Here is a 22,365-nt window from a genome sequence, read left to right on the forward strand (position 1 = left end):
GACGCCGCATCCCTCCCTCACCCCAAGCGCAACCATTCCTGACCAGCAGAAATCAAGGGATCACATTCGGTTGAGAGACGGCTTCTAATGCCACAACCGGCCAACGGCCGCCCGTGGCGTTGTTCCCCTTGATTGTTGCGGGGCAGCCCTCAGGCAGGGACAAACATCATGGTGCCTTGACAAATCTGATTCCACATAATCGCCAGTTCGTCGTGGTGGAGGTGGAACCCCTGGTCGAGCAGCGGCTGAAGGGCAGGGTCACCGGTGAAGGTGGCGCCGGCGAGGTAGACCGGGGAAACGTAGAAGTCCCCGTCAGGAGTGTGGGCGGGCATGGCGGTCGGATCTCCGGGTGTGCGGTGTGGGTGTCAGCGTTGACGGCGCGAGCCGGCGATTACGGGCGTGACGAGAGCGGATGCGGCTGGTGGAGGCTGGACTTGGTGCACCGCGTTGGTGCGCGAACTGCGGGCCAGTGCAGCCGTGCTGCGGGAAGTCGTCTGGTCGGGTCGCAGGGGCTGCGTTTTGACCAGGGAGCGGTGGCGGTCGGGGATGAGGAATGCCGTGCGGACAACGGGCCTTGGGTCGGTCAGAGCGTCGGCCGTGGCGGTGATGAGGTGCTCGGGAATGTAGCTGCTGAAGTACGCCTGCCAGCTCGGCTTGGCGATGGGGTCGGGGCCGGCGGACATGCGCCAAGTCGACTTCTTGGGGTCGAGCAGCTCGTCGTACTCATGGATCCAGCCGCCGCGTATCCGGAAGGCGGCGTGGCCGTCGGGCGAAACCGTACGGAACGGCCGCGCGCCGCGGACGGCCTCCCACTGGTGCTGGGAGAACACGGTAGCGGGCGTGTGCCCCGTGTAGTGCGTGCCGCCGCGCAGGGAGTCGGCAAAGTGGCTGGGGAGTCCGTGGACGAGCGTGCCCGTGAAGGCTGCCACGATCTCTTGCGGGGTGTCGCGGTCGAAGGTGGTGATCCAGTCCGGTACACCGAGCGGGTCCTCGGCATACGAGATCGTCCAGCCGCCATAGTGGCTCGCCACTGCGTTGGCGATGCGTACACGCTGGCAGGGGCTGGTGTAGTACGTGTCGCTGCCGAAGGCCACGACCTTGGTCCAGCCTGCCGCGGAATCAAGGGTGTTGAAGACGGCTTCGCCACTGCCGGGTCCGGCGAGGTAGACGGGGGCGATCAGGACTTCGGCGCCCGGGTCTGGAGTGTGGGGGTCGGTGGTGGGCATGGGGAACAGCTCCGGAGGGGGTGCACGGGCACCCGCGTGGCTCGATCTGGAACGTGCGCGGGCGCCGGTGTGGCGGCGGGGTCTGACGGGGGGCATGTCGATCTACCTGGTCCGTGAGGGGTGGGAGAGCGCCGTGACGTGTGCCAGAACACGTGGCTGGGGGGCCGGGGCGTGGGAGAACAACCCCGGGAGGGCTGAGGGGGTTCGCTGTACGGCCGCGTTGGCCCTGGTCGTGCTGGCCGTTGCCAGTGCGGCGGGCTTGTGCTGCACAGCGACTGATGCGGCCATCGACTCGAAGGCGGCCAGCTCCGCGTAGACCGGCCCGAGTTCCTGGGCTGCCGGAGTCAGGGCGTACGCGGCGCGGAAGGACGGGCCTGTGCGGGTCAGCAGCTGATCCTCCTGGAGCTGCTGGAGGCGGTAATGAAAGGAGCCCGTGGCCAGTCCCGATGCCTTGCGCAGTTCGCCGTGCGGAAGGGGGCCGTGCTTCGACAGGGTGTGGAGGACCTCGACTGCCCCCTCTCCGCGCAGCTGGCGCAGGGCGTCCTCCGTCCGCTCTGCCTCGGCGACCGCCGGGCTGTTTCCACCGGCGTGTGTGCGGTGCCAGGAAGCGAGCGTGCGGTGCACGCTGCACGCGTTCTGACCCGAGGGGGAGAGCTCGTAGACCCCGTAGTCCGGTCGGTCCAGCAGGTTGTTGGTGTGCATTCGCCGCAGGATCTGCTGCGTGTACTGGGTGCTGAGCCACGGCAGCGCCACGGCGATCTTCGCGAAGCGCATCTGGGCGTGCTGCGCGATGGTCTGGAGCGTCCAGGTCGTCCAGCGGGGAGCGAGGCGGTCGATCGCCTTGCTGACGAGCGCGGTGTCGTGCGCCGATATGCGGTGGTCGGGCATGTCCAGTTCTCCGGAAGTCGGTCGGGGGCTGTTCGCGGGAGTGCGCAGAGCGTCCAGCGGGCGCGGGTGAACTCGGGGGATCAGGTGCGGGTGCGACGGGCCCGTGGCTGTGTGGCGGGAGCCGTCGGCGTCTGCGGACGGGCGGTGGTCAGGCCGCCGCTGCTGCCGTGGGGGGAGCGGGCCCTGGCGGCCTGGGCGCGACGCCCGAGAGGCTGCGTGGCAGCGGATGCCTCCCGCTCACGCTCCAGCCGGTGTGCTGCGGTGCGGTAGGCGGCCTGGTCCTGGCGCTCGCCGACGGCCAGGAGGTAGATCTCCCTCTTGTGCTGGGAGGAGGCCGGGGCGTCCCGGTACTGGATGACCAGCCGCCACCGGGTTTCCGGATCGACGTAGACCTTGTGGCAGCCCGCCAGTTCGCGGTGCAGGGCGGCTCCGCGCTCGTTGCCGTGGACCAGGTGCTGCAGTTCCAGCAGGGCCAGGTCGCGAATGTTCTCCGGGACGGACCGCAGGTCGGCGAGGGCCTCGGGATGAGCCGCGAAGGCGTACCGGGCCCGGCTCACGGCGTGCTCCGACGCAGACGTGCCGGTGCAGCTGCGGGTCGAGACGGCACGACGGCTGCCGGAGGCGCGGCGAGGACACCGGAGTTGACCGTCGAGCGGGCACGGGCAGCCTCGGCCCGCAGGCCGACCGCGCCATGGGGTGCCGGAGCCAGGGGAAGGAGAGTGGATCGCTCCCGGAGCCAGGTGTCTGCGGCTTCGGCGGTGGGGAAGGCACCCTCTCGCACCGTGTAGGAGCCGAAGTCCTTGGTGGTCTCCTCGAGGAAGAGCCGGTACGGAGCGTGCCCGGAGGCGGGGTGGTTGTCGTGGACGGCGGTGCTGACCTCGATGCCGAAGTCGAAGGAGCACGGGTTGTCGGTGGAGTGGTCGAGGACCGTGTACCGATCGTCCGGATTGGCTCGGAGCATGTCCTCAAGTCGGGCCGTGAGCGCATCGGCTGGCCGCGGACCGTGGTTCGTGGACAGCTCCACCGATTCGGCCGGGCAGCCCTGGCGGATGAGCCAGTTCTGCGCCTGCGGAATGACCGGGTGGCGCTCGTGCGCGAAGTCGAACGTGCGCTGGACGGTGTCCCGGGTGATGTGCAGCGTGACGTACTCTGCCGTACCGGGGATGTCCCAGATGGCGGCCCGGTCGTACAGCAGTAGATAGGTGTCGCGGCCATCGGCGCTGTGGTGCTCGGCAAGAGGCACGAGCATGTCGTCCGAGAGCGTCACCGAGAAGAAGTCGTCCTCGGTCTGTTCGGTGGCGGCTTCGAAGCTGTCGAACCGGTAGTCCGGGCGCGGTGGTTCGTAGGAGTTGGCCATGTCAGACCCCGGCAGGCTCGGGCGCGGCCAGCACGCGGTGGTTGGGCCGGGCCGGGCTGGTGGTGCACGCCCCGAATGGGCCGTCCGGTGTGCGGAGTTGCAGCAGGGCCGGGTCGAGGTGGTCGCGGTGCCAGGTGGAGGGTCCGGCTAGGCCGGCCTCGACGTCGGTGAGCTGCTGCCAGGCCAGCCACAGGGCGTGCAGCCGGGCCACGGCCTCGGGGTGCTCGTGCCACTGCTGGCACCACGGGCGGCCGGTGGTGATCTCCCGCCCGTAGACCGGCAGCAGAAGGTGGTGCACCCAGGTCGTCAGTGCGGCGAGTTCCTCGGCGTACGCCTTGCCGTCGAGCGCGAGGATGAAGATGGAGGACGGCCCCTCTGCCCCGGTGGCAGCCGCATCGCTGCCCGCCGGGGCGGAGGCCGGAGTGGTCTCTTCCGTGTGAACGGGCTCGTCGTGTTCGCCGTCCTGCTGGGGTGGCTGGTCGTCGGTGAGCCGGGCGAGCGTCTCGCCCTGCTTGCGGCTCTCCGTGACGAGCTGGGTGACGGTGGCGACGAGGTCGTCCAGGTTGTGGTCCGGTATGCGTACCGGCTCGCTGTCGTGAGCGGGGTCAGACATCGATACCCCTTGGCGTGAACGTGTGGGGTGTCGAGGTTCCGGAGAAAGCACGGTTTGGCCATGCCGGAAATTTGGTGTAGAAGGCGCAGATCAGGGCAGTGTGCGGTGGCGGCAGAGTGGCCGTGGTGGGGCGAGGATCTGCAGGGCGCGGGCGGCCTGTTGCGGCACAACACCGTTGCCCAAGGCCGCCAGTTGGGCCGGGCGTCCGAGCCCTGGAGTGGCGGTCACCCAGCCGGGGTCAAGGCCCTGCATCCACTCCACGAACAGCGGGCTCAGGCGGCCCGCGTCATCGGTCGGCCGCGGCGCGGGGCGGGTGATCTTCTCCCATCGGGCGATGGCGGCGCCGTACGGCCCCCAGACCCCGGACCGGCCTCCGCGTCCGCGAACAGCGACAGCACCTCCGTCAGCGATGCCTCGCCGACGGGCCCCTTCCGTCCCCGCCCCGTGCGCATGCCCTTCCCACCGGACAGGTGTGAGAGCCGGGCCGCTGAGGTGGGCAGGAGCCACTCGACCTCGTCCGCCAGGTTCGGGCCGTGACCGCCCTGTTTCCGCTTCGACGGGTGTTGGCTGCCGCCATTGGTCGCCAGGTTGCTCGTCGGCGTCTTGAGCAGCGGCAGTCCGTCCGGATGGCCAAGCGACGAGGAAAACCCGTGCTCGGTGATGGGGGGCTCCGACGTCGGAGGCGCGAAGCACGCACCAGCGTGCATCGAACCGGAGGTCGGCCAGGGAGCCGAGTACGGCACCGAGTGCTCGCACAGCAGGCTGGCCTGTGCCGTCTCCCAGACACCACGGGCAGGGTTCCACGTCGCCAGGGGAACCGGCGGGGGAGGACAGGAGTCCTCGGACATTCTCGATCACCACCAGGCACGGGTTGAGGGCGTCGATGGCACGGACGACGTGGTGCCACAGGCCGGACCGGGTGCCGTCAGCCAGTCCGGCGCGGCGCCCGGCGACCGAGACGTCTTTGACAGGGGAAACCGGCCGTCAGGACGCAGACTCCGGGGACGTCGGCCCAGTTGACGGTCGTGATGTCGCCGAGGTTGGGCACAGCCGGCCAGTGGCGGGACAGGATCCGGGATGCCCCCGGATCGATCTCGGCGTGCCACGCAAGCGTGCCGCCGCCCAGGGCGGCCTGGACGCCCAGGTCCAGGCCGCCGTATCCGGAGCACAAACTCCCGATCAATGGCGAGGTCGACGGCACCGTCAGGTCAGCGAGCATGGCGGGAGGCAGGGGTGTCGGCGACCGGCGTGGGCGTCGGTGCGGGGGCGTTGAGCTCCGGAGGGATCCGGTAGATCGAGATCATCGGGCGGGCTGACCGGCTCAGTGCGGCCAGGATGCGTGGCGGAGCACCGTCCATACGGTCAGCCGAGCCCCGCAGTGTGTTGGCGGCTTCCTTCAGATCGTCGCGGACGTAGATCATCCGCTCTTGGAAGACACAGAATGCGGCCAGCCGGGCATCCCGAAGGTCTGCGGTGGCCTGGGCTTCGGCGAAGCGGCGAAGAAATCCGAGCTGGGCGTATGCCCGGGTGTAGTTCTCCACGGCGCGCCCAGCGGGCACCGAAGCCGAGGTGTATGCGTCGATGACCAGTCCGAGGACGAGCTGGGGGGAGTCGTCTTGCGTGCTGTACCGGACGGCCTCCGACAAGTCCTTGGTCAATCCCGCCAGGGTGGCCAGCTGCTTGGATGCGGTCGTGAGGTTGGGAAGCCCGCTCGGTGCCCCGGGAACGCTGATTTCGGTGCGCAGTTCGTCGAACTCGTGGGCAATGGCGTACAGCCCTTCGCGCTCCAGGCCGGCGCGGCCAGTGTGATCGGTCATGACGCACTCCGGCGGTGAGGACGGTCGAGGACAGCGGGACGCGAGGCCGCGGGGGATGCCGCGGCAGGGGCGGTGTTTGAGAGGTGAGTGCGGCTGCGGGATCGGGCCGCTTCGCTGCGGGCAGCAGGTGGGGCAGCGGCCGTTTGGTCGGCGGCGCGGCGCGGCTCGGCCTGGGTTCCGGTGGCGATGCGCCAGCGCCGGCGGACTTCCTCCAACGGACCGAGTGCGTGGAGGGCGTAGCCGATCAGCTGCCCCGGTGCCAGCGACTCGTCGTCGGCCAGCGCCCGCACCTGGCGGGCCGAGGCGGCTGCCGTCCGCACGAGGGAGGCTCGCACGACCTGCTCGCCGACGTACTCCGCCGACCCTGCGAACACCGAGGGGTCGCAGATCCGCAGCACGCGTCCGGCATCGAGGGTTCGGTCGGCCAGAGCGCCGCGGCGCTGGGTCTCCCACAGCACGGTCAGCTGGTCGATGGGCTCGCCCCTGTGGTGGAGCGCGCCCAGCGACCGATAGATCTGCTGATGGCCGGCATCGGCGAAATCGCCGGGGTAGAGCCAGCCCACGATCTCGTCCAGCTTCTGGGGACGCGCACTGAGGCAGCCGAGGAGGAACTCCTCATCGGCCAGGAGCTGCTCATCCACCGGCTGTTGATGAGCAGGAGGCAGCGGTACTGACGCCGGGGGTGCTACGGGCCGGGGCTCGCCGCCCCAGCGGCGTGCGAGATCGGCCAGCACATCGGACAGAGCGTGGGCGTGGTGCACCGTTTCCTCAGCGCCGCCGCGGATGGCGTCGGCGCTGGCGGCTTGGTGCAGTCGTGTGGCGTGCTGGGCGACACTGCGGTGAATGGCGCCCTCCAGCACCATCCGTCCGTAGATCGCTGCGTGCTCCGGCCGTGGACAAGCCGCCACCAGGGAGTGCGCGTAGGAGGCGGTCAGGCCCCGGGTGTGCTTGCTGGCCTCGGCGACCGTGTCGGTCATCCACGACATCGGTACGGAGCCGGCGTCCTGGGCCTTCGAGGCGGGGTGGTCGTCGGATCGGAGCTTGAGCATTGCGGCGTAGATCGCAGTGTGTGCTGGACGGGAGAAGTGCTCCGGCCGTAGCCAGGGGGAGAGCTGGTCGAGCTGGCCGGGAGCTAGGAAGACCGCTCCAAGGACTGCCTGCTCGGCTTGGACGAGCGGCGTCACCGTCGGGCCTCGCGTACGGGAGTGTCGGAAGCGTCGCGTCCGTTGTGCAGATCAGCGACGGCGCGGTTGGCGGCGGCCATGTCGGTGGCGAAGCGGTCCAGTTCGCCCGTGAAGGCAGGGTCGGAGGCGAGCACGGCTCCGGAGGGCGATACGAGCCACCAACGGCCGCCGCGGCGTACGACGGGAGCGTCGGCCAGCCGCTCGGAGGGGTGAACGGAAGCCCGGGACGGTGCGGGGCGTGGCATGGAGGAGCACCTCGTGATCAAGGCGAAGGCCGGGAAGTGGATCGGGTGGGCGGCGCGGCGCGGGGGCCGCGCCGCGCGGTCTCGCCCGGGTGCGGAGTTGCTCGGGGTCGGTCATGCCGCGGGAGTGAAGTCGTCCTGGCGCAGCGCCTTGGCGGCAGCGCGTTCGCTGATCGCGGCCGTGGCTTTGGCGGATGCGGCGCCCAGCTTCTTGGCGTCGCGGCCCTTGTACCAGGGCTTGAGGTCGATACTCGCGAGGCGGATACCGGTGGCCATCAACACGGCGGTGCCCTTGGGCATCGCGCGGAGCACGTCCAGCGGCAACACCCGCTCCTGGCGCATCGAGACCGAGGTGGACTTTCCCGACTCGCCGGTGGAGACCGAGACCGTCCGCACGTCGTGCTCACCACCGAGGCGCGAGATCTTGTCGGCGAAGTCCGCGTCGTCCATGCCCGAGCCGATCACCTTGATCGTCGCGGCGGAGAGCAGCGAGTCCATGCCGGACTGGCCCCAGACCCTCACGCCCTGCTGGTAGGACTGCAGGATCGTCATCGGGATGACGCCGCGGGAGCCGAGATGCGAGTACAGGTCCGGCAGGTCGGCGATCTTGCAGACGTTGGCGGCCTCGTCCAGGATCGCCAGCAGTGGGGCGTCGAGACGGCCACCGTCGCGTTCGGCCTGGATGACCGCGGCGCGCATGACGGCGTCGGCGGCTGCGGCGATGATCGCCGAGGCGGAGCCACCGCCGTCCTTCGACAGCAGATACAAGGTGTCCTTGCTGGTCGCGAACGCCTCCGGCTTGAACTCCCGTACCTTTTCAAGGCTGTTGGGTGGGGTGACCCAGGCGGCGATGCCGGGGTCGAGGAGGCAGCTGGCGTACTGGCGGGCGGTTTCGAAGATGCCGTCGCGGGTTTCGACCGCGCCGGCCACGGTGCCCTGGAGCTGTGCTGCGACTGCGTCGAAACCGGCGTCCTGGAGCAGATCGACCGCCGTGCGGTCGGCTGGCGAGGCCAGCCAGGCCAGGACGTCCGTGACAGGGCGTCGGGCTTGGGCGGCGGCCAGGAAGAAGGCGGTGAGGGTGTTGGCGGCGGCCGTGGACCAGAAGTCGCCTGCACTGGATTCGTCGACGGAGGCGGTGACGAAGTGCCCGGCGAGGCGCCGGGCCCCGGCGAGATCGCGGGCGTCGGCGAGGACGTCCCACCACATGGTCTGTGGCGCGTGGGCGATCTGCTGCGGATCCAGCGTCCACACCGTACCGACCTCGGCTCGGGCGTCGATGGTTGCGGTGTAGGCGTCGCGTGCCGCCTTGTTGGAGGTCAGCAGCACGGGGCCGGGGGCGCGCAGGATGGCGGGGATGGCCAGGCCGGAGGTTTTGCCGGAGCGGGGGGCCATGATCGCTAGGATCACGTCCTCCCAGGAGGAGCGGAGTTCGTCCTTGCCCGGTGTGAAGGTGCCCAGCAGGACGCCCCGGTCGTCGGGGGCGACGTCCTTGGGCTTCTTGCCCGCCAGGCTGGGGCGCAGGTCGATGGCCTTGTCGGCGATCTGCTTGGCCAGGAGAGGTTCCAGGTCACGTCGGGTGGCCAGCCCCGACGGGCTGCTGCGGTAGCGCAGCCAGACCTTCGCGGTGACGACGGTGGTGGCTATGAGGACGAGGGCGGGCAGGACGTAGCAGCCGGTGATCAGGGCGGGCTGCGGCAGATGAGGCCAGACCCGCTCCGGATGAAGAAACGCTTCTTCAGGGTGGTAGGCGGCCCATGGGTCGGAGCCGGCGACGGCGTTGGTGAGGTTGCCGAACAGCCAGGCCAGCGAGCCTCCTGCCATGCCGAGCCCGGCGACGGCGAGCAGGAGGTAGAGGAGGAGGTCGGTACCGGTGGTGGTCGAGGGCGTGCTGGTGCGTGGGGACGACAAGGTGAGTTCCAGGTGGCGCGGCGCGGTGAGGGACGGCGGGGCGGCGCGTTGTTCTGGTGATCACGAGGACTCCTGGAAGCCGTTGGGTCTACGGGCGGAGGGAGGCGGCGGTCTGTGTGTTCGTCGCCGTGTGCGTGTGCGTGTCGGTGGTCGGGCTGGTGAGCCGGTCGGGGTGGTCGGGGCGGCGCTCGCGGATCTCGGCCCATGTGGCGGCGAGCGTGGAATCGCAGACGAGGTGGGAGGCGATGTCGGTGTAGTGGCCCGCATGAATCAGATGGACCATGGCCTGGGTGGCACGGGCCTTCTGCTCCGCCTCGCTCAGCCCTTCGGGCAGGCGCAGACGGAAGGCTGTGGGCGTCCTTTCGAAGCCGCAGGCCAGGAAGATCCGGCGGGCGCAGTTGTTGCGGCAGTCGGCGATGACCGCGCCGCTGGTCGGGTCGCGGTAGATCTCGGCTTCCCGCCCGTACACCTCGTTCAGGGAGGAGATGCAGCGGGACAGGAATCGGCTGATGCGAGACATGAGGATGGCCTTTCTGAAGAAGAGCTGGTGGCGGGTCAGGCAGCGAGCTGGACGGTCAGGGCGCCGGCGTAGTGGTCACATGCGGAGCGTGCGTGGAAGGTGTCCTGATGGATCCGGGCCCAGCGCCCGTCCTGGCGGATCACGTTGGCGACGAGATCCACCGAGCGGCGGCTCCGGCGCAACGCGACCCATCGGCAGGCGGCCGTGTCGCCGTCGGGCTCGATTCCCGCGGCGGCGACGATGGCCTTCACCAGGGCCGCCCACTGCTCGTCGGACAGGATGCGGCCGGTGTGGTTGACCACGGAGCAGTGCCAGGCGGGACGGGCCGGCCGTCGTCCGGTGCGCTGCTCGCGTGCATGGAGAGGCTCATCGAGCAGCTGTGCCAGGTGCGCGAGGGAGAGCGCGTTCGCGGCTTCCAGGTGCGGCGACCAGGCGGCGAGGAGGTAGGGCTCGAAGCCTTCGTCTCGGTTGGCGTGGAGCGTGGTGAGGAGTGCTGCGGTGTCGGCGGAGCGCCGTATGTGGCAGTCGAAGGACGGATGCACGGCAGAGCCTTTCGGGAGAAGGGGGGAGGGTTTTAGAAGTGGGGGTTTTCGTTCGGCCGGTCGCTCTCGGCGGCGGCGTCCAGCAGTTCTGGCAGGTCGGCGGGGTCGGCGTCGCGCTGGTCGATCCACCAGCCGGCGCGGGTCAGGGGTCGCACCGCGTCCTCGATGGCCTCCCATTCCGCTTCGCTGGTGGTGCCGTCGAGGACGAGGGCGGTGTAGGCGGCGGAGACGAGCTGGTGGCGGCATCGGGTGCCCCAGGCGATGGCACGGTCGGTGCCCTCCAGATCGGGCATGCGGTACTGCTCGGACCACTCCCGGGCTTCGGCCTGCTCGGCGGCCCGCTTCTTCGCCAGCCACTCGGCCTTCGACTCGGCATCCTCGCCCTGGGCGGCCCGCCAGCAGTCGGTGCAGTCGCGTGCTGAGAGCCAGCGGGCGTAGCCGGCACGCCGGTCGGCCGACCGGTCGGCAAGGTCGGCCTCGGTGGTGTGCCCGCAGGCGTGGTCGATGGTCCACAGCGTCTTGACGGCCATGACAGGAACTCCTTCTTCTGTGCTTCTGGGATCGGAACGGGTGGTCAGCGTGTACGGCGGGGACTGGGCGGCGCGTCGCGGGAGCGGGGTGCTTCTTCCGGGACCGCAGCAAGGTCGGCTGGGCGTTTCGGTGAGGACTCCACGGCCGCGCGGGCACGGGCGGTGTACGTGACGGAGGGGACGTCGGTGGGCTTCGGGTGCGGAACGTCGGCCAACCGGTCGCCGAGGAAGGCGACATGGTGCGCGATCGTGCGCAGATGCTGGCCCAGCTCCCGGCCGCCCGGGGTATCGAGCCGCTCGCACCAGGCCGCAGCGGTGTCCACGAACTCCTCAAGATCACCGACGGCACCATGGTGCTCATCGAGGATCTGCCCCAGCACATCGGCGACATCTGCCGAACGACGCAGCTCGTGCAACTCGCCGGTCAGCGCGGTCAACGACTGCCCAGGCTGCGTTGTACGTGCGGCCACGCCGTTCGGTGTGGGGACGGGCGGCGGCACCATGATGCGGGGATCGGCAGCGACGGTATGACCGGAGCGCTGGAACTCGCGGGAGGCGGCGGCCACGGTCCGGACCGCGGTGTTGTGTGGTGTCCCCTCCGGCAGGAGATAGACGTCCAGGTCCTGGCTGTAGCGGAAGTGGTGCTGGCGCAGGACCTCGTCCAGGTGCGGCCGGTCATCCGCTACCGCGGCGCCCACACCAAGATCGGGGTGAACTCCGAAGGCAACGTCGGGCTCGTAGGGCAGGTTCATCACGAAGACTCCTTCGAGGCAGCGGCGTCAGCGGGCGCGGACCGGCTGCTGGGTGCCGGTAGCCGGGTGGTAGGCGACGGCGGCGGCTGTCTGTTGCGGCAGCGCGACGTCGGCACGGGCCGGGGAGATGGCGGTGGCGGCCTGAGCGCGGCGCTGCATCATCGACAACCTCGGATCACGACGCTCATTGCCGGGCATCGCGTAAAAGGCATCGAACGCGCGACCGGTGTGCTCCAGCCGGGACTCGACGTACCGCAGGTCGTCCTCGCCACGGAGCAGCAGGCCCTCGCGGGTACGTACGTCGGTGCCGACCGCGCGCAGCGTGCCCTCACGGTCACGCACCTGGTCGTGCACCACGATCTGAGCAGCCCGTATGTCAGCGTCGAGCGCGCGGGCGGACGCGAAGGCCGCCTGCCCGACACTGGGCACCTGTGCGGCGGAACGATTCTCCAGTCGGCCAAGACCTTGGTGGGGGGTGAGCGGGGTGTGGGGATTGAGGTCGTATGCAGCGTCGGAGGTGACGTGGTACTGCGCGGCCCGCAGGGACTGGACCGCCTGCTGTCCTTGGCGGGTCGGGTCGCGGTTCGGCTCGGTGAGGGCGTAGAGGTTGCTGCCGGGCAGCCGCTCGAAGCCGACCCGCCGCAGTATGTGGTCGACGACGTGGTTTTCGTGGGAAGCAGCTGCCACGACGCCGTAGCGGTCGTGGTGGCTGACGGTGATGTGCGGACGTGTTTCCGCCACGAGAAGTGCACCTCGCAGAGGTTGGGGCCGTGCGGACGACGAGGCTGCGGCCCAAAGACGGGTTTGGTGATGCCGGAAAAATGCGCTAGCGCGAGCGAGGCCGACGTTGGTGCCCATGTACATCGACCGGCGCCGAGGCGGCGCGATTGGCTTCAGCCATGACGGGGCCCGGTGCGATCACCCGCGGGTACCTGGTGTGCCGTACTCGTGCGGCGAGTCTCATCCAGTACGCCGAAGGGGCCTGTAGCCAAAGGGATGTGGCTATGGGTGGCGTTGGCCTTGGCGGCGTCGATGTAGAGCTGGACGAGCCGACGTGCGGCACGGCGGATGGTGGTCTGTAGAGGCATGGGAACGGATTCCTTCAGATGCTTGGGAGGGGAGGGCGGGGGGAGCCGAAGTGCGGCTTCGGCTCCCCCCGCGGGGTGAGCCCGGTCAGCGGATGCGCTCAGGCGGACATCCGGGCGTCTGTGTCGAACAACTCGCGTTCACGCGGGTGGAGGAGGTGTTGAGTAATGAACGACCGGCCCGCGACCTTCCACAGGCCGCGCCCCTTGGTGAGGGCGGACACGGCCTGGGTCTCCACGCCGGTCAGTCCCAGCAGGGCTGCGGCGGAGGTGAGTTGGTCGGCTTCCTGGCGGTAGATGATGCGGGTTGAGCAGTCGGTGAGCAGACCTTCTGCCAGCGCCCGGCCTCGGGAGCCGGCATCGCCTGCGGTCAGCAGGTCGCTGAGGCGGTGGATCACCATGAGGTTGGCGATGCCAAGACCACGTGAGAGCTTCCACTGGCTTTGCATGCGCTCCAGCAGGGCGACGTGCCGCATGACGCGCCATGCCTCGTCGTAGATCACCCAGCGCCGTCCGCCGGTGGGGTCGGCGAGCGCGGACTCCATCCATGCTGAGGCGCAGGTCATGGCCAGGACGAGCGCGGTGTCGTCGCCGGCCCCGCCCAGGCGGGAGAGATCGATGGACAGCATCGGGGCATTGGGGTCGAAGGCCACGGTGCTGGGGGCGTCGAACATCCCGGCCAGGTCGCCGTGTACGAGCCTGCGCAGCGCGTGGGCCAGGTCCTCGGCTGCGTGCCCGAGTCGCCCGGTCCGCTCGCCGAGCGCGGAGTCGAGCTGCTCAGGGGAAGCGAGCGCGTGCGCGACGTCGCCCAGGAGCGGGGTGGTGCCGTTGGCCTCGGCGTGCGAGACGGCCTGATTGAGCGCCACATCCAGAGCGGTGTGCTCCATCGGATGCAGATCCCGTCGCAGGACGGTTTTCGCGAGGGAGCCGAGGAGGAGAAGGCGGCGCTTGCGAACCTCGCCTGCCCAGTCCTCCTCGCCGACGCCGTGTGGCCTGGCGGGTGCGTCCAGGGGGTTGAGCCGTCCGGGCAGGCCGCGGCCGAGGGCGATGGTCTGGCCGCCCAGCTCCTGGGCGACGACAGTCCACTCACCCTTCGGGTCGCAGGGGACGTAGATCCGGTAGCCGAAGGCCACGGCCCGCAGGGCGAGGGACTTGGCCAGGGCGGACTTGCCCATGCCGATGATCCCGGCGAGCAGGATGTTCGGATTCGTGAACCCGTCGAGACGCCCGTAGAGGGCGAACGGGTCGTACGTAAATGCCGCTTCGGCGTGGACGTCGCGGCCGATGTAGATGCCCTGGGCGCCGAGGCCGCCCTCGGCGAGGAACGGATACGCGCCGCTTGCGGTGGCGGTCGTCATGCGGTGGGCGGGGAGCTTGAGACGGCCGCCGCGGGCGGAGTACGGGCCGGGTCGGCCGGCGGCCGGGTAGGTGGCCCGCAGCTCGGGGTCGATGCCGGGTTCGGCGCGGTGGGCTTTGGGGCGTGCGGCGTGGCGGGCCTGGTCGCGGGCGGCGGCGAACTGGTTGCGGGCCGCGCGGGCGGTGCGGCGGTCGCTTTTGCGGGGGACGAACAGCGGGCTGGCGCTGGCGCGGTCGCGGGTGTGGGTGGGCATGACGGGTGCTCCAGCGGGTCAGTGGCGGGTCAGGCCGGTGAACGGGTCGCGCAGATCGGCCGGGGTGTGGTCACGGCGGACGTGTGCGGCGGTGGCCAGGTGGCGCTGGCAGATGGTGAGTTCGGGCGCGCCTTCGGGGAGCCGGGCCCGGCACGCTTCCCGCGTGCGGGGTCGGCCGGTGCCGGGGTGAGGGGCTGCGTGGTAGGCGTCGTGGAGGTGCTCGGCGGCCTGCCACAGGCGGATCCGGCAGGCCCGCAGGTGATCGCCCTCGGCCTCGGCCACCGGGGTGGTGCGGGCGGTGTGGGTGTCGAGGAGGCCGTACAGGGCGGTGAGGTGGGCGTGGAGTGCGTCCAGCTCGGTGCGGTGTGCGGCCATGGGCCCGGTGGGAAGGTTGATCGCCCGGTGGAAGTCGAGCGCTGCGGTGGCGAACGGGACGAAGTCCGAAGCCAGGTCGGGCAGGGGGTCGGTCGGCATGGGAGAGGGGCCCTTCGGGTGAGCGCGGTGGTGGTGCTGGAGGGCGCTAGGGGCGGGCCAGCGGGAGGGCGGAGGTGGTGAAGGCTTCGGCCTGCTGCCAGGTCAGCAGCCGCAGGTCGAGCAGGGCGGCGACGGCTGCTGTCTCGATGGCGGCGCAGGCGGAGTTGAGTTCGTCGTCGGTGTCGGCGCTGACGGTGAGCAGGCCGGTCAGGGCGACGTCGGCGTGGCCGGCGATCAGCTGGCGCTCACGGGCCTTGATGTCGGCGTACTCGACGGAGTCCTCTTCGGAGTCGACCTGGCCCTTGCGCTGCCGCTCGGCGGCGTCCGCGATCACGGTGGCCTTCTTGCGCTGCACGTCCTTGAGCGCGGCGTCCAGTCCCTTGGGCGCGTAGGTCAGCGACAGGGTGCGGCGCACGCCGGAGGTGAACAGGAGCTGGTGCAGGAAGCCGGGAGAAGTTTCGATGCGGGGCCAGTTCTCGATCCAGTACGTGGCGTGGCGGGCCGAGTCGGTCTGTATCCGGTCGGCCTTCTCCACTAGGACGACCGGGCCGGCAGCCGCCGGATTGGCCTGCGGGCGGCCGGAGTCGGACCACTGGTCCAGGGCCGCGGATGCCTTGGGGTCGTAGGCGGTGCGGATCACGGCGGCGATCTCGCTTGCCCCCAGCCAGTCACTGGGCATGAGGCCGGAGTTGCGGGCGGCCTGGTCGAAGGTGGAGGTGAGCTGGGACAGGACGGCGAAGGCGCCGGTGAGTCCGCCGCCGGCCTGGTTGATCAGACGACGGGCAGCCTTGAGATCGAGCGCGAGCGCGACGTATGCCTCGTGCGGGGCCGCGGCGGGACCGGCGGCGGCCAGCAGTTCGCTGTAGATGGGGCCGGCGAGGTGGGTGTCGGCGTTGCCGTGCTCGCTCCAGTAGCGGTTGAGCGCATCGCCGGAGTCGGGCACGGTCCGCTCCAGCACCTGGACCCGAGCGATGTGCCCGGTACGCGACAGTGCGGCCAGGGTGCGGCCCCAGCCTGCGACATTGCTGGTCTGCGTGGCCGGATCGAGCAGGGCGAAGGCGCGGGAGGAAACCTTCACCACGGCGGTCAGGGTGCCGTTGTGCGGATCGTGCACCGCACCGAAGCCGCCGCCCGGCGAGGCGACCACCCGCAGGGAGGCGGCTGTGCCGGGCAGGTGCAGTAGACCCTCGCGTCGCGGTCGGCGAGAGGGGCGGGCGAGCCAGATGAGCTGGCCCTTGAAACGCCGCAGCGCATAGCGCAGGGCGATGGGTGCCCAGTCGGCGAGGGAGCGCCCGCGGTGGCGGATGAAGACCGCCGCCAGGATGACCGCCCACAGAGGGATGAGCTTGAGCGCCCCGGTGACGCCGGATTGCATCAGCACCCCGAGCAGGGCCAGGCCGGTGAGAGTGACGACGACGAGCTGGGCGACCGACAGGCCGAGCAGTACACCGCGGCGCGAGCGGTGGGGGAACTTCACGGTGGCCGGGCCGTCAGGCAGAGAAGCGTCGGGATGCATGGCAAAGCCGTCCTTGGAACGTGGTGAGAAAGAAGGAAGAGGAAACGGGGGCGGGCGGGCCGAGCGCGGCAGGCGCCCGCCCCCGTCAGATGAGGGCTACGAGCCCGATCCACCCGGTGGCTCGGGATAGATCCACTGCTGCGGCGTACTGCCGCCCTGCGGAGGAGGCCCGCTTGCCGGTGGCGGTCCGCTGGGCCGTGGCGCTGGCGGATCCATCCGCGTCCCCGCCGCGGCCGAAGCGCCCGGCGTGGACGAAGCCGGCGCCGAAGCTGCTGCCGCGCCCGAGGTAGCCCCCTGGCCGGGGCGCTGGATCAGGGGCTGGCCGCGGTCGCCGTCCGTGGGAGGCCGCTGGATCAGCGCACGGCCCTTGTCGCCGGTGGCGTTGGAGTCCTCGCCGTAGCGGAAGCGCGTCTGCTTCGGCTTTCCGCCACCGCTCGAACCGCCGGTCGGGTCGATGCCGGAGGCAACGCCATCCGTGCCCTGGCCCGGCACCTTCGACGGACCCTGCGGAGCAGGCGTCCCGGTGCCCGCCTGCATGGCGAGCTGGCCTGCGGTCTTGGCCGCACCCGCCGCCACCGCCATGCCGGCGACGCCGGTGCGGTGCAGGTCATCGTGGCCCCTGCCATCAGCCGCCCAGTGAATGAACTTGTAGGTGGCATAGGGGCACAGCATCACCAGGACCATCACGACGATGCCCGCGATCGCATCCGACAAGGCAGCGAGCCCACCGTGCGAGTCGGACTTGCCCATGGCCGAGACGCCCAGCAAGAACACGATCGTCATCAGCAGTTTGCTGACGACCAGGGTGGCCGTGGCCTCGGTCCAGCCGCGGCGCCAGCGCCGAGCCACCTCCCAGCCCCCTCCGGCACCGGCGAAGACCGCCAGCGTGACCAGGACCAGGATGCCGACCTTGCGGGCGACCATCACGGCCCAGTACAAGAACGCCCCGATCGCGCAGCCGAGCGCGATGATCGAGGGGACACCCCAGCCCAGGCCATACATCGCGCCCAGCTCGTTGACCTTGATCATGCGGCGGACTGCATCATCGACGGAACTGTTGGCGGCCTTGAACAGACCGGCACTGAGCGCGTCGACCACGGTGATGGCGACGGTGGTGCAGGCGATGGCGGCAAAGGCGAAAAAGACGCCGACCATCGTGCCGAACGCGGCCTGGGCAAGGGCGCGTTCGTCCCGGCGCCAGGCAGCACGGGTGAGCTGGAGGCAGAACGTGCCCACCGTCAGGATCAACCCGATCGGCAACAGCAGCTCGTAGTTGTTGCGGAACCACTCGGCGTTCAGGTCGATGGCGGTGGTCTGGTCGACCGCCTTGGACGCGAGGTCGGCGGCGGACTGGGCCACCTCGCCCATCGACTTGGCGATCCAGGCACCGATGCCGTCGGTGACCGCCTTGCCGGTGGAGCTGACGACGCCGCCGACGGCGTCGCACACGGTATTCATCAGGGGAAGGTCGCAGGCTCCCATCAGGGCACCTCCTTATCCGGGATCGGGGCGGTCATGGCGCGGCGTTGGGCAGGACGGCTGCCAGCGCGCAGTTCTGGTGGGGCCGGCACTGGACGGCGAGGGTCATCGAGCGGGCCTCGGCCCCGGCTCCCGAGCCCTTCCAGGCCAGGGTCTGGTTGCCGGTGACCGTGACGGCGTAGACGTACGCCTCGGTGATCGCACCGGGATCCTGGGCCAGCGCGGTCTTGAACGCCTGCGGGAAGTGGCCCTCGCCGACGCTGGCGCTCGCGTGCTGGCGGTTGTCGTGCATCCGCGACCACAGCACCGGGCTGGGCACCTGGTCGGTGATGGACTTCCAGTCGGCGTACTTCTTCTCGCCGCTCATCCACCGCTTCAGCCCGGCCAGATGCTCGGTCTGGGAGAAGGCGCGGGTGTCGTATGTCCACAGGACCTTCGTGGCTGCCTTGGCGAACACGATCGGATCGCTCGTCTTCGGAGGATCCGCGACAGCGACACCCTTGCCGTCAGTTGCCTCGGGTGAGGGCGACGGATCCTGGGCGGACGTCGATGGCGGGGAGGGTTTGGCCGAGGCTGGGCTGTCCGTACGGTTGAGATACGCGACGAGACCGGCGACGGCCAGCAGCACGGCGAGGATGATGCCGCCGATCAGCGAGCGCCGCAGGACCGACGCCGGTTCACCGTACGTGCGCTCCTCAGGGCTGCGGAGACGTTTCTTCGGCATCAGTGGACCTGCGTTCCCATGGCGGAGAAGAACGCAACGATGCCGTTCGCGGCACCCAGCAGCAGGGCGCATCCAGCGGCGATGGCCGTGCCCTTCTTGCCGTTCTGCTCGGCCTGGTGGCCGCCGCTGTGGTGGCCCCAGGCCCAGACGACTGCGGAGATGACCAAGGCGCCGACCGTGGCGATGATGCCGAACAGGTTGATGCTGCCTATCACGTTCTTCAGGACATCGAGACCGGGGAGCCCACCCTGCTTCGGCGTAACGCCGGGGTTGTAAGCCAGGTACTGGGCGTGCTGCATGAGTTTCATGGGAACTCCAGAGTGAATTTGGGCGTATGAAGGCCCGGAAGGGGCGGAAGAGGGGGAGAGGGGAGCGGGGAGCGGGGCCGGTCAGGCGACTCGGCGGGCGGCGAGGATGTCCGGCCGCCAGGAGGCGAGGGTCGAGATCTTGACCACGTCGCCGGTCTTCGGAGCGTGCAGGATCAGCCCCTGGCCGATGAACATCCCGACGTGCTCCGGCACCGCGGCACTGCCGCGAGTGAAGAGCAGATCACCGGGCTTGAGGGCATCGACGCTGACCGCCTTGCCCTCCTTCACCTGCGTGTAGGTGGTCCGGGAGATCGAGACACCACCGGCCTTGTACGACGCCTGCATCAACGACGAGCAGTCACAACGACCCATCGGGTCCTGACCACGCGGCTCGGTACAGCTGCCACCCCACTGGTACGCAGTGCCAAGCTGACCGAGCCCCCAACGGATGGCTGTGCGAATCGACTTGGGTGCGTCAGCGGGGATCTTGTAGCCCTTGGGTACGGCCCCAGCAGGGATCGGGCCGAACCCGCTCCCATCGCTTCCCGTCCCACATCCGCCAGAAGGGACCTCCGGCTTGGCTTCCTTGCCGTCGTCCTTGCCGGAACCGCCCTTGGCGGGGAGGTTCTTGGCGATGGCCTTCTGGAGCGCCGTGGCCAGTGGTTCCCACTTGGCGTAGGCGTCCGGGAACCCGCTCGCCTGGACCGCCTGCGCGGCCTGGGCGACGGTCATCGACTGCCAGCCCGAGACCTTCAGCAGCCCCTCGTAGAACTTCGTCGAGGCATGCACCGGATCCCGGACCTGCTGCGCGGTACCCCAGCCCTGGCTGGGACGCTGCTGGAACAGACCGAGCGAATCCCGGTCGCCATAGTCCAAGTTCCGCAGCCCCGACTCCTGCAACGCAGTCACCAGTGCGACGATCTGCCCGCGCGTGGGCACCTTCATCGCGACACCGGTGGCCAGGATCGTCTTGGCGTTCGGTATCTGCTCCTTCGGATTGTCCAGCCCGGCAACGGATACCGAACCCTTGCCGCCGGCCTTGAGGATCGCCTCCACCTGCTTGGCCACGACCTTGGCATCCACCGCACCGGCACCACCGGCGTCGCCGCAGGCGGCCTGGGCGTTGCTGGCGCCGGCCAGGGCGACGGCGATGGGCGCGATCAGCAGCATCGGGGCGAGGACGACGCCCCCGGCTATCGCTGCGACCTTCTTCACAGCCGGCCGCCGGACGCTCGGCGTATCCAGATATCCGGCTCGGGCGAGGGGCGTGCCTGGGCATGCTGCATCAGCAGCTCCTTACTCGTAGGCAGCGTGGTGCCGGCGTTCTCGTCGAAAAGGCCACCGGCACCACACCGGTTAAACACTCGAAAGTCCCCGAAGGGAGGGCCGTGCTTCGGAGCCGCTAACTCCGAAGCGCCAAACCCTTTATCGCAATGCGGCAGCCAGCCGCGCTCGTAATCTCAGGTGCCACACAGCGAATTCCTCTCCCTCGCATCCGTCAGGGCTCTATACGGGTGCCGAGCGGGCTGCCAATTGGACGAGGCAACACGCATCAGCACAGCTCAACAGGGGCGGGATCAGGGCCCGTCCTGCGAACATGCCGAGACTGTAGAGACAAAATCCGGTCGCGCCAAACGAATCGCGATCATGAAAAGGCGCGGGCAAGATCACGTCATTGGGTGCGACCGGGAATAGGCGCTAACCTCCAGCCCACTGCTCGACCCAGTCAGCCATCTGTGCGGTTGTTCCGAGCAGTTCTTGCACGCATATCCCGTGCCACGGGGGCGTGCGTGTGGCCGTCTTCCAGAAAGAGAGATCCGCCGAATGTCGTCGTACACCCTGCATCGAGGCGATGCGCTTACCGTCCTGAAGTCCCTCCCGGACGAGAGCGTCGATGCCGTCATCACCGACCCGCCGTACAACTCCGGCGGACGCACCAGCTCCGAACGCACGGCCCGCACCGCACGGGCGAAGTACACCAGCGGCGACGCCCGCCACGATCTTGCCAACTTCCCCGGCGAAAACCGCGACCAGCGCTCCTACCGCGCATGGCTGACCGAGCTGCTTACCGAGGCATACCGCGCCAGCACCGAACACGCCGTCGTCATGGTCTTCTCCGACTGGAGGCAGGACCCCACCACCTCCGACGCCCTGCAAATGGCGGGCTGGACCTGGTCGGGCACCATCCCGTGGATCAAACCGTCCTCACGGCCCCGCAAGGGCGGACCGAAGCAGGACTCCGAGTTCATCCTCTGGGGCGTCAAGGGCACCCTCGACAACACCCGGGACGTCTACCTGCCCGGCCACTACATCGCCTCCCAGCCCCGCAAGGACCGTGTCCACATCACCCAGAAGCCCGTGGAGGTCATGCAGCAGCTCGTACAGGTCTGCCCACCTGGCGGCACAGTCCTCGACCCCTTCGCCGGCTCCGGATCCACCGGCATCGCCGCGCTGAAGGAGGGGCGCAACTTCGTCGGCGTCGAACTGTCCGACCACTACGCCGGCATCGCCGAACAGCGCCTCCGCAGCGCCCTGTCCCGCGACGACTTCGCACTCGCAGGACCCGAAGCGTGAGTCCGAGAGGCCCGGAAATCGGGTCAGAACACAGAAATGGGCGGGTTGTGCCAACGGAATCCCGATGGCACAACCCGCCCTTGACCGTCCGCTGCGTCAGCCGGCGGCGACGCCCCGCCGAATGAGGTCACCGGCCCGTGCGAGGTCCTCGCGCGATCTGATTCGCACCTCGACACCATCTCGGATCCCCAGGCACCCCAGGCCGCGGACGTCCCGCGAGAACCCCTCGTGCAGCTCCACCGTGTCCGGGGCGAGCTTCAGATTGACCACCAGCATCCGATTCCGCGGCTGGATGCGCACCGTGGCGACGTTCTTGATCCGCCGGTACGCGAAGTAGTGGAGCTGCGGCTCCATCCGCACATCGTCGTGCGACAGCAGAAGGTCATTGAGGTCCGCGAACAGCTCCTGAAGATCCTGCGGAGACTCATCCAGGTACTGCTGAACCGACTTCGACGACGACACACTGGCAACGTGGCCCGCTTCGGGTGCCTTTCCCCGTGCCCGAGATGAGGCGCCGGCAACGGACGCGACCAGCTGTAGCGTCAGCACGTCATCGAAGACCCGGTAGCTGACCAAGTCGATCCGGCGGCCGATCATCTCGATCGCGACCGTGTCGTGATGCGTGAAGTCCCCCGCGATGCAGACGAGCCGTGGATTGCTCCAGTCGACGGCCTCCACTGCTTCGACGCCAAGCTTCGCCTTCACCAGGCTCTCGAACTCGTGGTGGTGATCGTGGAGCCACGACAGATACGACAGCGCCTGATTCGTGACGTTCTGGTCCCGGGAGCGCTTGTATTCGATCAGCGCAGGCGTGCCGTTCTCGTCCAGACCAAGGGAGTCGATCCGGCCCCGGTGTCGGCCCGTGGCGTATTCGCTGGCCAGGAAGCGGATGCCGAGCATCGCCTCCATGTTGTCCTCGATCAGCGTCTGAAGGTGACGCTCCAACGGCATCGACGACCCCGGTATCTCCGTGGCCCGCCCGTCACGGACACGGAACGCCTTCAGGTTACTCATGC

27 protein-coding genes are annotated in these 22,365 nt (G+C 69.5%); 1 reads left to right on the forward strand and 26 read right to left on the reverse strand.

The window, feature by feature from the left end; all coding sequences use genetic code 11:
- Positions 1–149: 149 nt before the first annotated feature.
- From SNA_RS28375 to SNA_RS28485, 25 genes are all read right to left on the reverse strand, one after another.
- Positions 150–332, reverse strand: coding sequence for a hypothetical protein (locus tag SNA_RS28375; RefSeq protein WP_030065397.1), 183 nt, complete (start codon positions 330–332; stop codon positions 150–152).
- Between the two features lie 33 nt (positions 333–365).
- A complete protein-coding gene (locus tag SNA_RS28380) occupies positions 366–1,226 on the reverse strand; it encodes an SPDY domain-containing protein (RefSeq protein ID WP_044367412.1) in 861 nt (286 codons plus the stop codon).
- A gap of 102 nt (positions 1,227–1,328) precedes the next feature.
- On the reverse strand, positions 1,329–2,114 hold the full coding sequence (locus SNA_RS28385) for a winged helix-turn-helix transcriptional regulator (RefSeq protein ID WP_030065400.1): 786 nt from the start codon (positions 2,112–2,114) through the stop codon (positions 1,329–1,331).
- Between the two features lie 80 nt (positions 2,115–2,194).
- On the reverse strand, positions 2,195–2,671 hold the full coding sequence (locus SNA_RS28390; RefSeq protein WP_044367414.1) for a type II toxin-antitoxin system RelE family toxin: 477 nt from the start codon (positions 2,669–2,671) through the stop codon (positions 2,195–2,197).
- The gene (locus tag SNA_RS28395) at positions 2,668–3,471 is read right to left on the reverse strand and encodes a hypothetical protein (RefSeq protein ID WP_044367417.1); all 804 of its coding nucleotides are present in this window, start codon (positions 3,469–3,471) and stop codon (positions 2,668–2,670) included. Before SNA_RS28395 ends, SNA_RS28390 begins: the two co-directional genes overlap by 4 nt.
- A 1-nt stretch (position 3,472) precedes the next feature.
- Positions 3,473–4,084 carry a DUF4913 domain-containing protein gene (locus SNA_RS28400; RefSeq protein WP_044367419.1) on the reverse strand — a complete coding sequence of 204 codons (612 nt, stop codon included), beginning with the start codon at positions 4,082–4,084 and terminating at the stop codon, positions 3,473–3,475.
- A 90-nt stretch (positions 4,085–4,174) separates the two neighbouring features.
- Positions 4,175–5,017: a DNA cytosine methyltransferase gene (locus SNA_RS44380; protein WP_338059831.1), complete on the reverse strand. Its 843-nt coding sequence runs from the start codon at positions 5,015–5,017 to the stop codon at positions 4,175–4,177.
- Positions 5,010–5,303 carry a DNA cytosine methyltransferase gene (locus SNA_RS44385; RefSeq protein WP_241779873.1) on the reverse strand — a complete coding sequence of 98 codons (294 nt, stop codon included), beginning with the start codon at positions 5,301–5,303 and terminating at the stop codon, positions 5,010–5,012. Before SNA_RS44385 ends, SNA_RS44380 begins: the two co-directional genes overlap by 8 nt.
- Positions 5,293–5,901, reverse strand: coding sequence for a hypothetical protein (locus SNA_RS28410; RefSeq protein WP_051877413.1), 609 nt, complete (start codon positions 5,899–5,901; stop codon positions 5,293–5,295). The genes SNA_RS44385 and SNA_RS28410 overlap by 11 nt, the downstream gene beginning before the upstream one ends.
- Positions 5,898–7,085, reverse strand: coding sequence for a DnaB-like helicase N-terminal domain-containing protein (locus SNA_RS28415; protein WP_044367421.1), 1,188 nt, complete (start codon positions 7,083–7,085; stop codon positions 5,898–5,900). Before SNA_RS28415 ends, SNA_RS28410 begins: the two co-directional genes overlap by 4 nt.
- On the reverse strand, positions 7,082–7,330 hold the full coding sequence (locus SNA_RS28420) for a hypothetical protein (RefSeq protein ID WP_037791847.1): 249 nt from the start codon (positions 7,328–7,330) through the stop codon (positions 7,082–7,084). The genes SNA_RS28415 and SNA_RS28420 overlap by 4 nt, the downstream gene beginning before the upstream one ends.
- Before the next feature lie 111 nt (positions 7,331–7,441).
- The gene (locus SNA_RS28425) at positions 7,442–9,235 is read right to left on the reverse strand and encodes a type IV secretory system conjugative DNA transfer family protein (RefSeq protein ID WP_030068295.1); all 1,794 of its coding nucleotides are present in this window, start codon (positions 9,233–9,235) and stop codon (positions 7,442–7,444) included.
- A gap of 88 nt (positions 9,236–9,323) precedes the next feature.
- On the reverse strand, positions 9,324–9,755 hold the full coding sequence (locus SNA_RS28430; RefSeq protein WP_030068294.1) for a hypothetical protein: 432 nt from the start codon (positions 9,753–9,755) through the stop codon (positions 9,324–9,326).
- 35 nt (positions 9,756–9,790) lie between these two features.
- Positions 9,791–10,297, reverse strand: coding sequence for a hypothetical protein (locus SNA_RS28435; protein ID WP_030068293.1), 507 nt, complete (start codon positions 10,295–10,297; stop codon positions 9,791–9,793).
- Positions 10,298–10,329: 32 nt separating this feature from the next.
- Positions 10,330–10,827, reverse strand: a complete 498-nt coding sequence (locus tag SNA_RS28440; RefSeq protein ID WP_030068292.1) for a hypothetical protein — start codon at positions 10,825–10,827, stop codon at positions 10,330–10,332.
- A gap of 44 nt (positions 10,828–10,871) precedes the next feature.
- Complete coding sequence (locus SNA_RS28445) at positions 10,872–11,579, reverse strand: hypothetical protein (protein ID WP_044367424.1); 708 nt, start codon at positions 11,577–11,579, stop codon at positions 10,872–10,874.
- 27 nt (positions 11,580–11,606) lie between these two features.
- On the reverse strand, positions 11,607–12,320 hold the full coding sequence (locus SNA_RS28450; RefSeq protein ID WP_030068290.1) for a hypothetical protein: 714 nt from the start codon (positions 12,318–12,320) through the stop codon (positions 11,607–11,609).
- A gap of 152 nt (positions 12,321–12,472) precedes the next feature.
- On the reverse strand, positions 12,473–12,667 hold the full coding sequence (locus SNA_RS42850; RefSeq protein WP_157880130.1) for a hypothetical protein: 195 nt from the start codon (positions 12,665–12,667) through the stop codon (positions 12,473–12,475).
- Between the two features lie 98 nt (positions 12,668–12,765).
- Positions 12,766–14,274 carry an ATP-binding protein gene (locus SNA_RS28455; protein WP_030068289.1) on the reverse strand — a complete coding sequence of 503 codons (1,509 nt, stop codon included), beginning with the start codon at positions 14,272–14,274 and terminating at the stop codon, positions 12,766–12,768.
- Positions 14,275–14,292: 18 nt separating this feature from the next.
- The gene (locus SNA_RS28460) at positions 14,293–14,748 is read right to left on the reverse strand and encodes a DUF6238 family protein (RefSeq protein ID WP_044367426.1); all 456 of its coding nucleotides are present in this window, start codon (positions 14,746–14,748) and stop codon (positions 14,293–14,295) included.
- A gap of 46 nt (positions 14,749–14,794) precedes the next feature.
- Complete coding sequence (locus tag SNA_RS28465; protein ID WP_030068286.1) at positions 14,795–16,264, reverse strand: SCO6880 family protein; 1,470 nt, start codon at positions 16,262–16,264, stop codon at positions 14,795–14,797.
- A 96-nt stretch (positions 16,265–16,360) separates the two neighbouring features.
- Positions 16,361–17,746: an SCO6881 family protein gene (locus SNA_RS28470; protein WP_030068285.1), complete on the reverse strand. Its 1,386-nt coding sequence runs from the start codon at positions 17,744–17,746 to the stop codon at positions 16,361–16,363.
- A gap of 31 nt (positions 17,747–17,777) precedes the next feature.
- Positions 17,778–18,467, reverse strand: a complete 690-nt coding sequence (locus SNA_RS28475; RefSeq protein WP_030068284.1) for a hypothetical protein — start codon at positions 18,465–18,467, stop codon at positions 17,778–17,780.
- Positions 18,467–18,775 (reverse strand): DUF6112 family protein, encoded by a 309-nt coding sequence (locus SNA_RS28480; protein ID WP_030068283.1) that lies wholly within the window; start codon positions 18,773–18,775, stop codon positions 18,467–18,469. The genes SNA_RS28475 and SNA_RS28480 overlap by 1 nt, the downstream gene beginning before the upstream one ends.
- Before the next feature lie 81 nt (positions 18,776–18,856).
- Positions 18,857–19,990, reverse strand: coding sequence for a C40 family peptidase (locus tag SNA_RS28485; RefSeq protein ID WP_104532094.1), 1,134 nt, complete (start codon positions 19,988–19,990; stop codon positions 18,857–18,859).
- 609 nt (positions 19,991–20,599) lie between these two features.
- On the opposite strand from SNA_RS28485, the gene SNA_RS28490 reads away from it, so the two are divergent.
- The gene (locus SNA_RS28490; RefSeq protein ID WP_030068281.1) at positions 20,600–21,349 is read left to right on the forward strand and encodes a DNA-methyltransferase; all 750 of its coding nucleotides are present in this window, start codon (positions 20,600–20,602) and stop codon (positions 21,347–21,349) included.
- A 96-nt stretch (positions 21,350–21,445) separates the two neighbouring features.
- Here the strand turns inward: SNA_RS28490 and SNA_RS28495 are convergent, their stop codons facing one another.
- Positions 21,446–22,363 carry a DUF5655 domain-containing protein gene (locus tag SNA_RS28495; RefSeq protein WP_030068280.1) on the reverse strand — a complete coding sequence of 306 codons (918 nt, stop codon included), beginning with the start codon at positions 22,361–22,363 and terminating at the stop codon, positions 21,446–21,448.
- Between the last annotated feature and the right edge of the window lie 2 nt (positions 22,364–22,365).

The sequence above is a fragment of the Streptomyces natalensis ATCC 27448 genome (genome assembly GCF_000935125.1).
GTDB lineage: Bacteria > Actinomycetota > Actinomycetes > Streptomycetales > Streptomycetaceae > Streptomyces > Streptomyces natalensis.

Excerpts from the sequence above, each read along its gene's own strand:
- SNA_RS28440 (WP_030068292.1), bottom strand. The coding sequence starts at position 10,827 with ATGGCCGTCAAGACGCTGTGGACCATCGACCACGCCTGCGGGCACACC.
- SNA_RS28375 (WP_030065397.1), bottom strand. The coding sequence starts at position 332 with ATGCCCGCCCACACTCCTGACGGGGACTTCTACGTTTCCCCGGTCTAC.
- SNA_RS44385 (WP_241779873.1), bottom strand. The coding sequence starts at position 5,303 with ATGCTCGCTGACCTGACGGTGCCGTCGACCTCGCCATTGATCGGGAGT.
- SNA_RS28380 (WP_044367412.1), bottom strand. The coding sequence starts at position 1,226 with ATGCCCACCACCGACCCCCACACTCCAGACCCGGGCGCCGAAGTCCTG.
- SNA_RS28430 (WP_030068294.1), bottom strand. The coding sequence starts at position 9,755 with ATGTCTCGCATCAGCCGATTCCTGTCCCGCTGCATCTCCTCCCTGAAC.
- SNA_RS42850 (WP_157880130.1), bottom strand. The coding sequence starts at position 12,667 with ATGCCTCTACAGACCACCATCCGCCGTGCCGCACGTCGGCTCGTCCAG.
- SNA_RS28460 (WP_044367426.1), bottom strand. The coding sequence starts at position 14,748 with ATGCCGACCGACCCCCTGCCCGACCTGGCTTCGGACTTCGTCCCGTTC.
- SNA_RS28410 (WP_051877413.1), bottom strand. The coding sequence starts at position 5,901 with ATGACCGATCACACTGGCCGCGCCGGCCTGGAGCGCGAAGGGCTGTAC.
- SNA_RS28395 (WP_044367417.1), bottom strand. The coding sequence starts at position 3,471 with ATGGCCAACTCCTACGAACCACCGCGCCCGGACTACCGGTTCGACAGC.
- SNA_RS28445 (WP_044367424.1), bottom strand. The coding sequence starts at position 11,579 with ATGAACCTGCCCTACGAGCCCGACGTTGCCTTCGGAGTTCACCCCGAT.
- SNA_RS28385 (WP_030065400.1), bottom strand. The coding sequence starts at position 2,114 with ATGCCCGACCACCGCATATCGGCGCACGACACCGCGCTCGTCAGCAAG.
- SNA_RS28470 (WP_030068285.1), bottom strand. The coding sequence starts at position 17,746 with ATGGGAGCCTGCGACCTTCCCCTGATGAATACCGTGTGCGACGCCGTC.
- SNA_RS28465 (WP_030068286.1), bottom strand. The coding sequence starts at position 16,264 with ATGCATCCCGACGCTTCTCTGCCTGACGGCCCGGCCACCGTGAAGTTC.
- SNA_RS28490 (WP_030068281.1), top strand. The coding sequence starts at position 20,600 with ATGTCGTCGTACACCCTGCATCGAGGCGATGCGCTTACCGTCCTGAAG.
- SNA_RS28400 (WP_044367419.1), bottom strand. The coding sequence starts at position 4,084 with ATGTCTGACCCCGCTCACGACAGCGAGCCGGTACGCATACCGGACCAC.
- SNA_RS28455 (WP_030068289.1), bottom strand. The coding sequence starts at position 14,274 with ATGCCCACCCACACCCGCGACCGCGCCAGCGCCAGCCCGCTGTTCGTC.
- SNA_RS28475 (WP_030068284.1), bottom strand. The coding sequence starts at position 18,467 with ATGCCGAAGAAACGTCTCCGCAGCCCTGAGGAGCGCACGTACGGTGAA.
- SNA_RS28495 (WP_030068280.1), bottom strand. The coding sequence starts at position 22,363 with ATGAGTAACCTGAAGGCGTTCCGTGTCCGTGACGGGCGGGCCACGGAG.
- SNA_RS28480 (WP_030068283.1), bottom strand. The coding sequence starts at position 18,775 with ATGAAACTCATGCAGCACGCCCAGTACCTGGCTTACAACCCCGGCGTT.
- SNA_RS28420 (WP_037791847.1), bottom strand. The coding sequence starts at position 7,330 with ATGCCACGCCCCGCACCGTCCCGGGCTTCCGTTCACCCCTCCGAGCGG.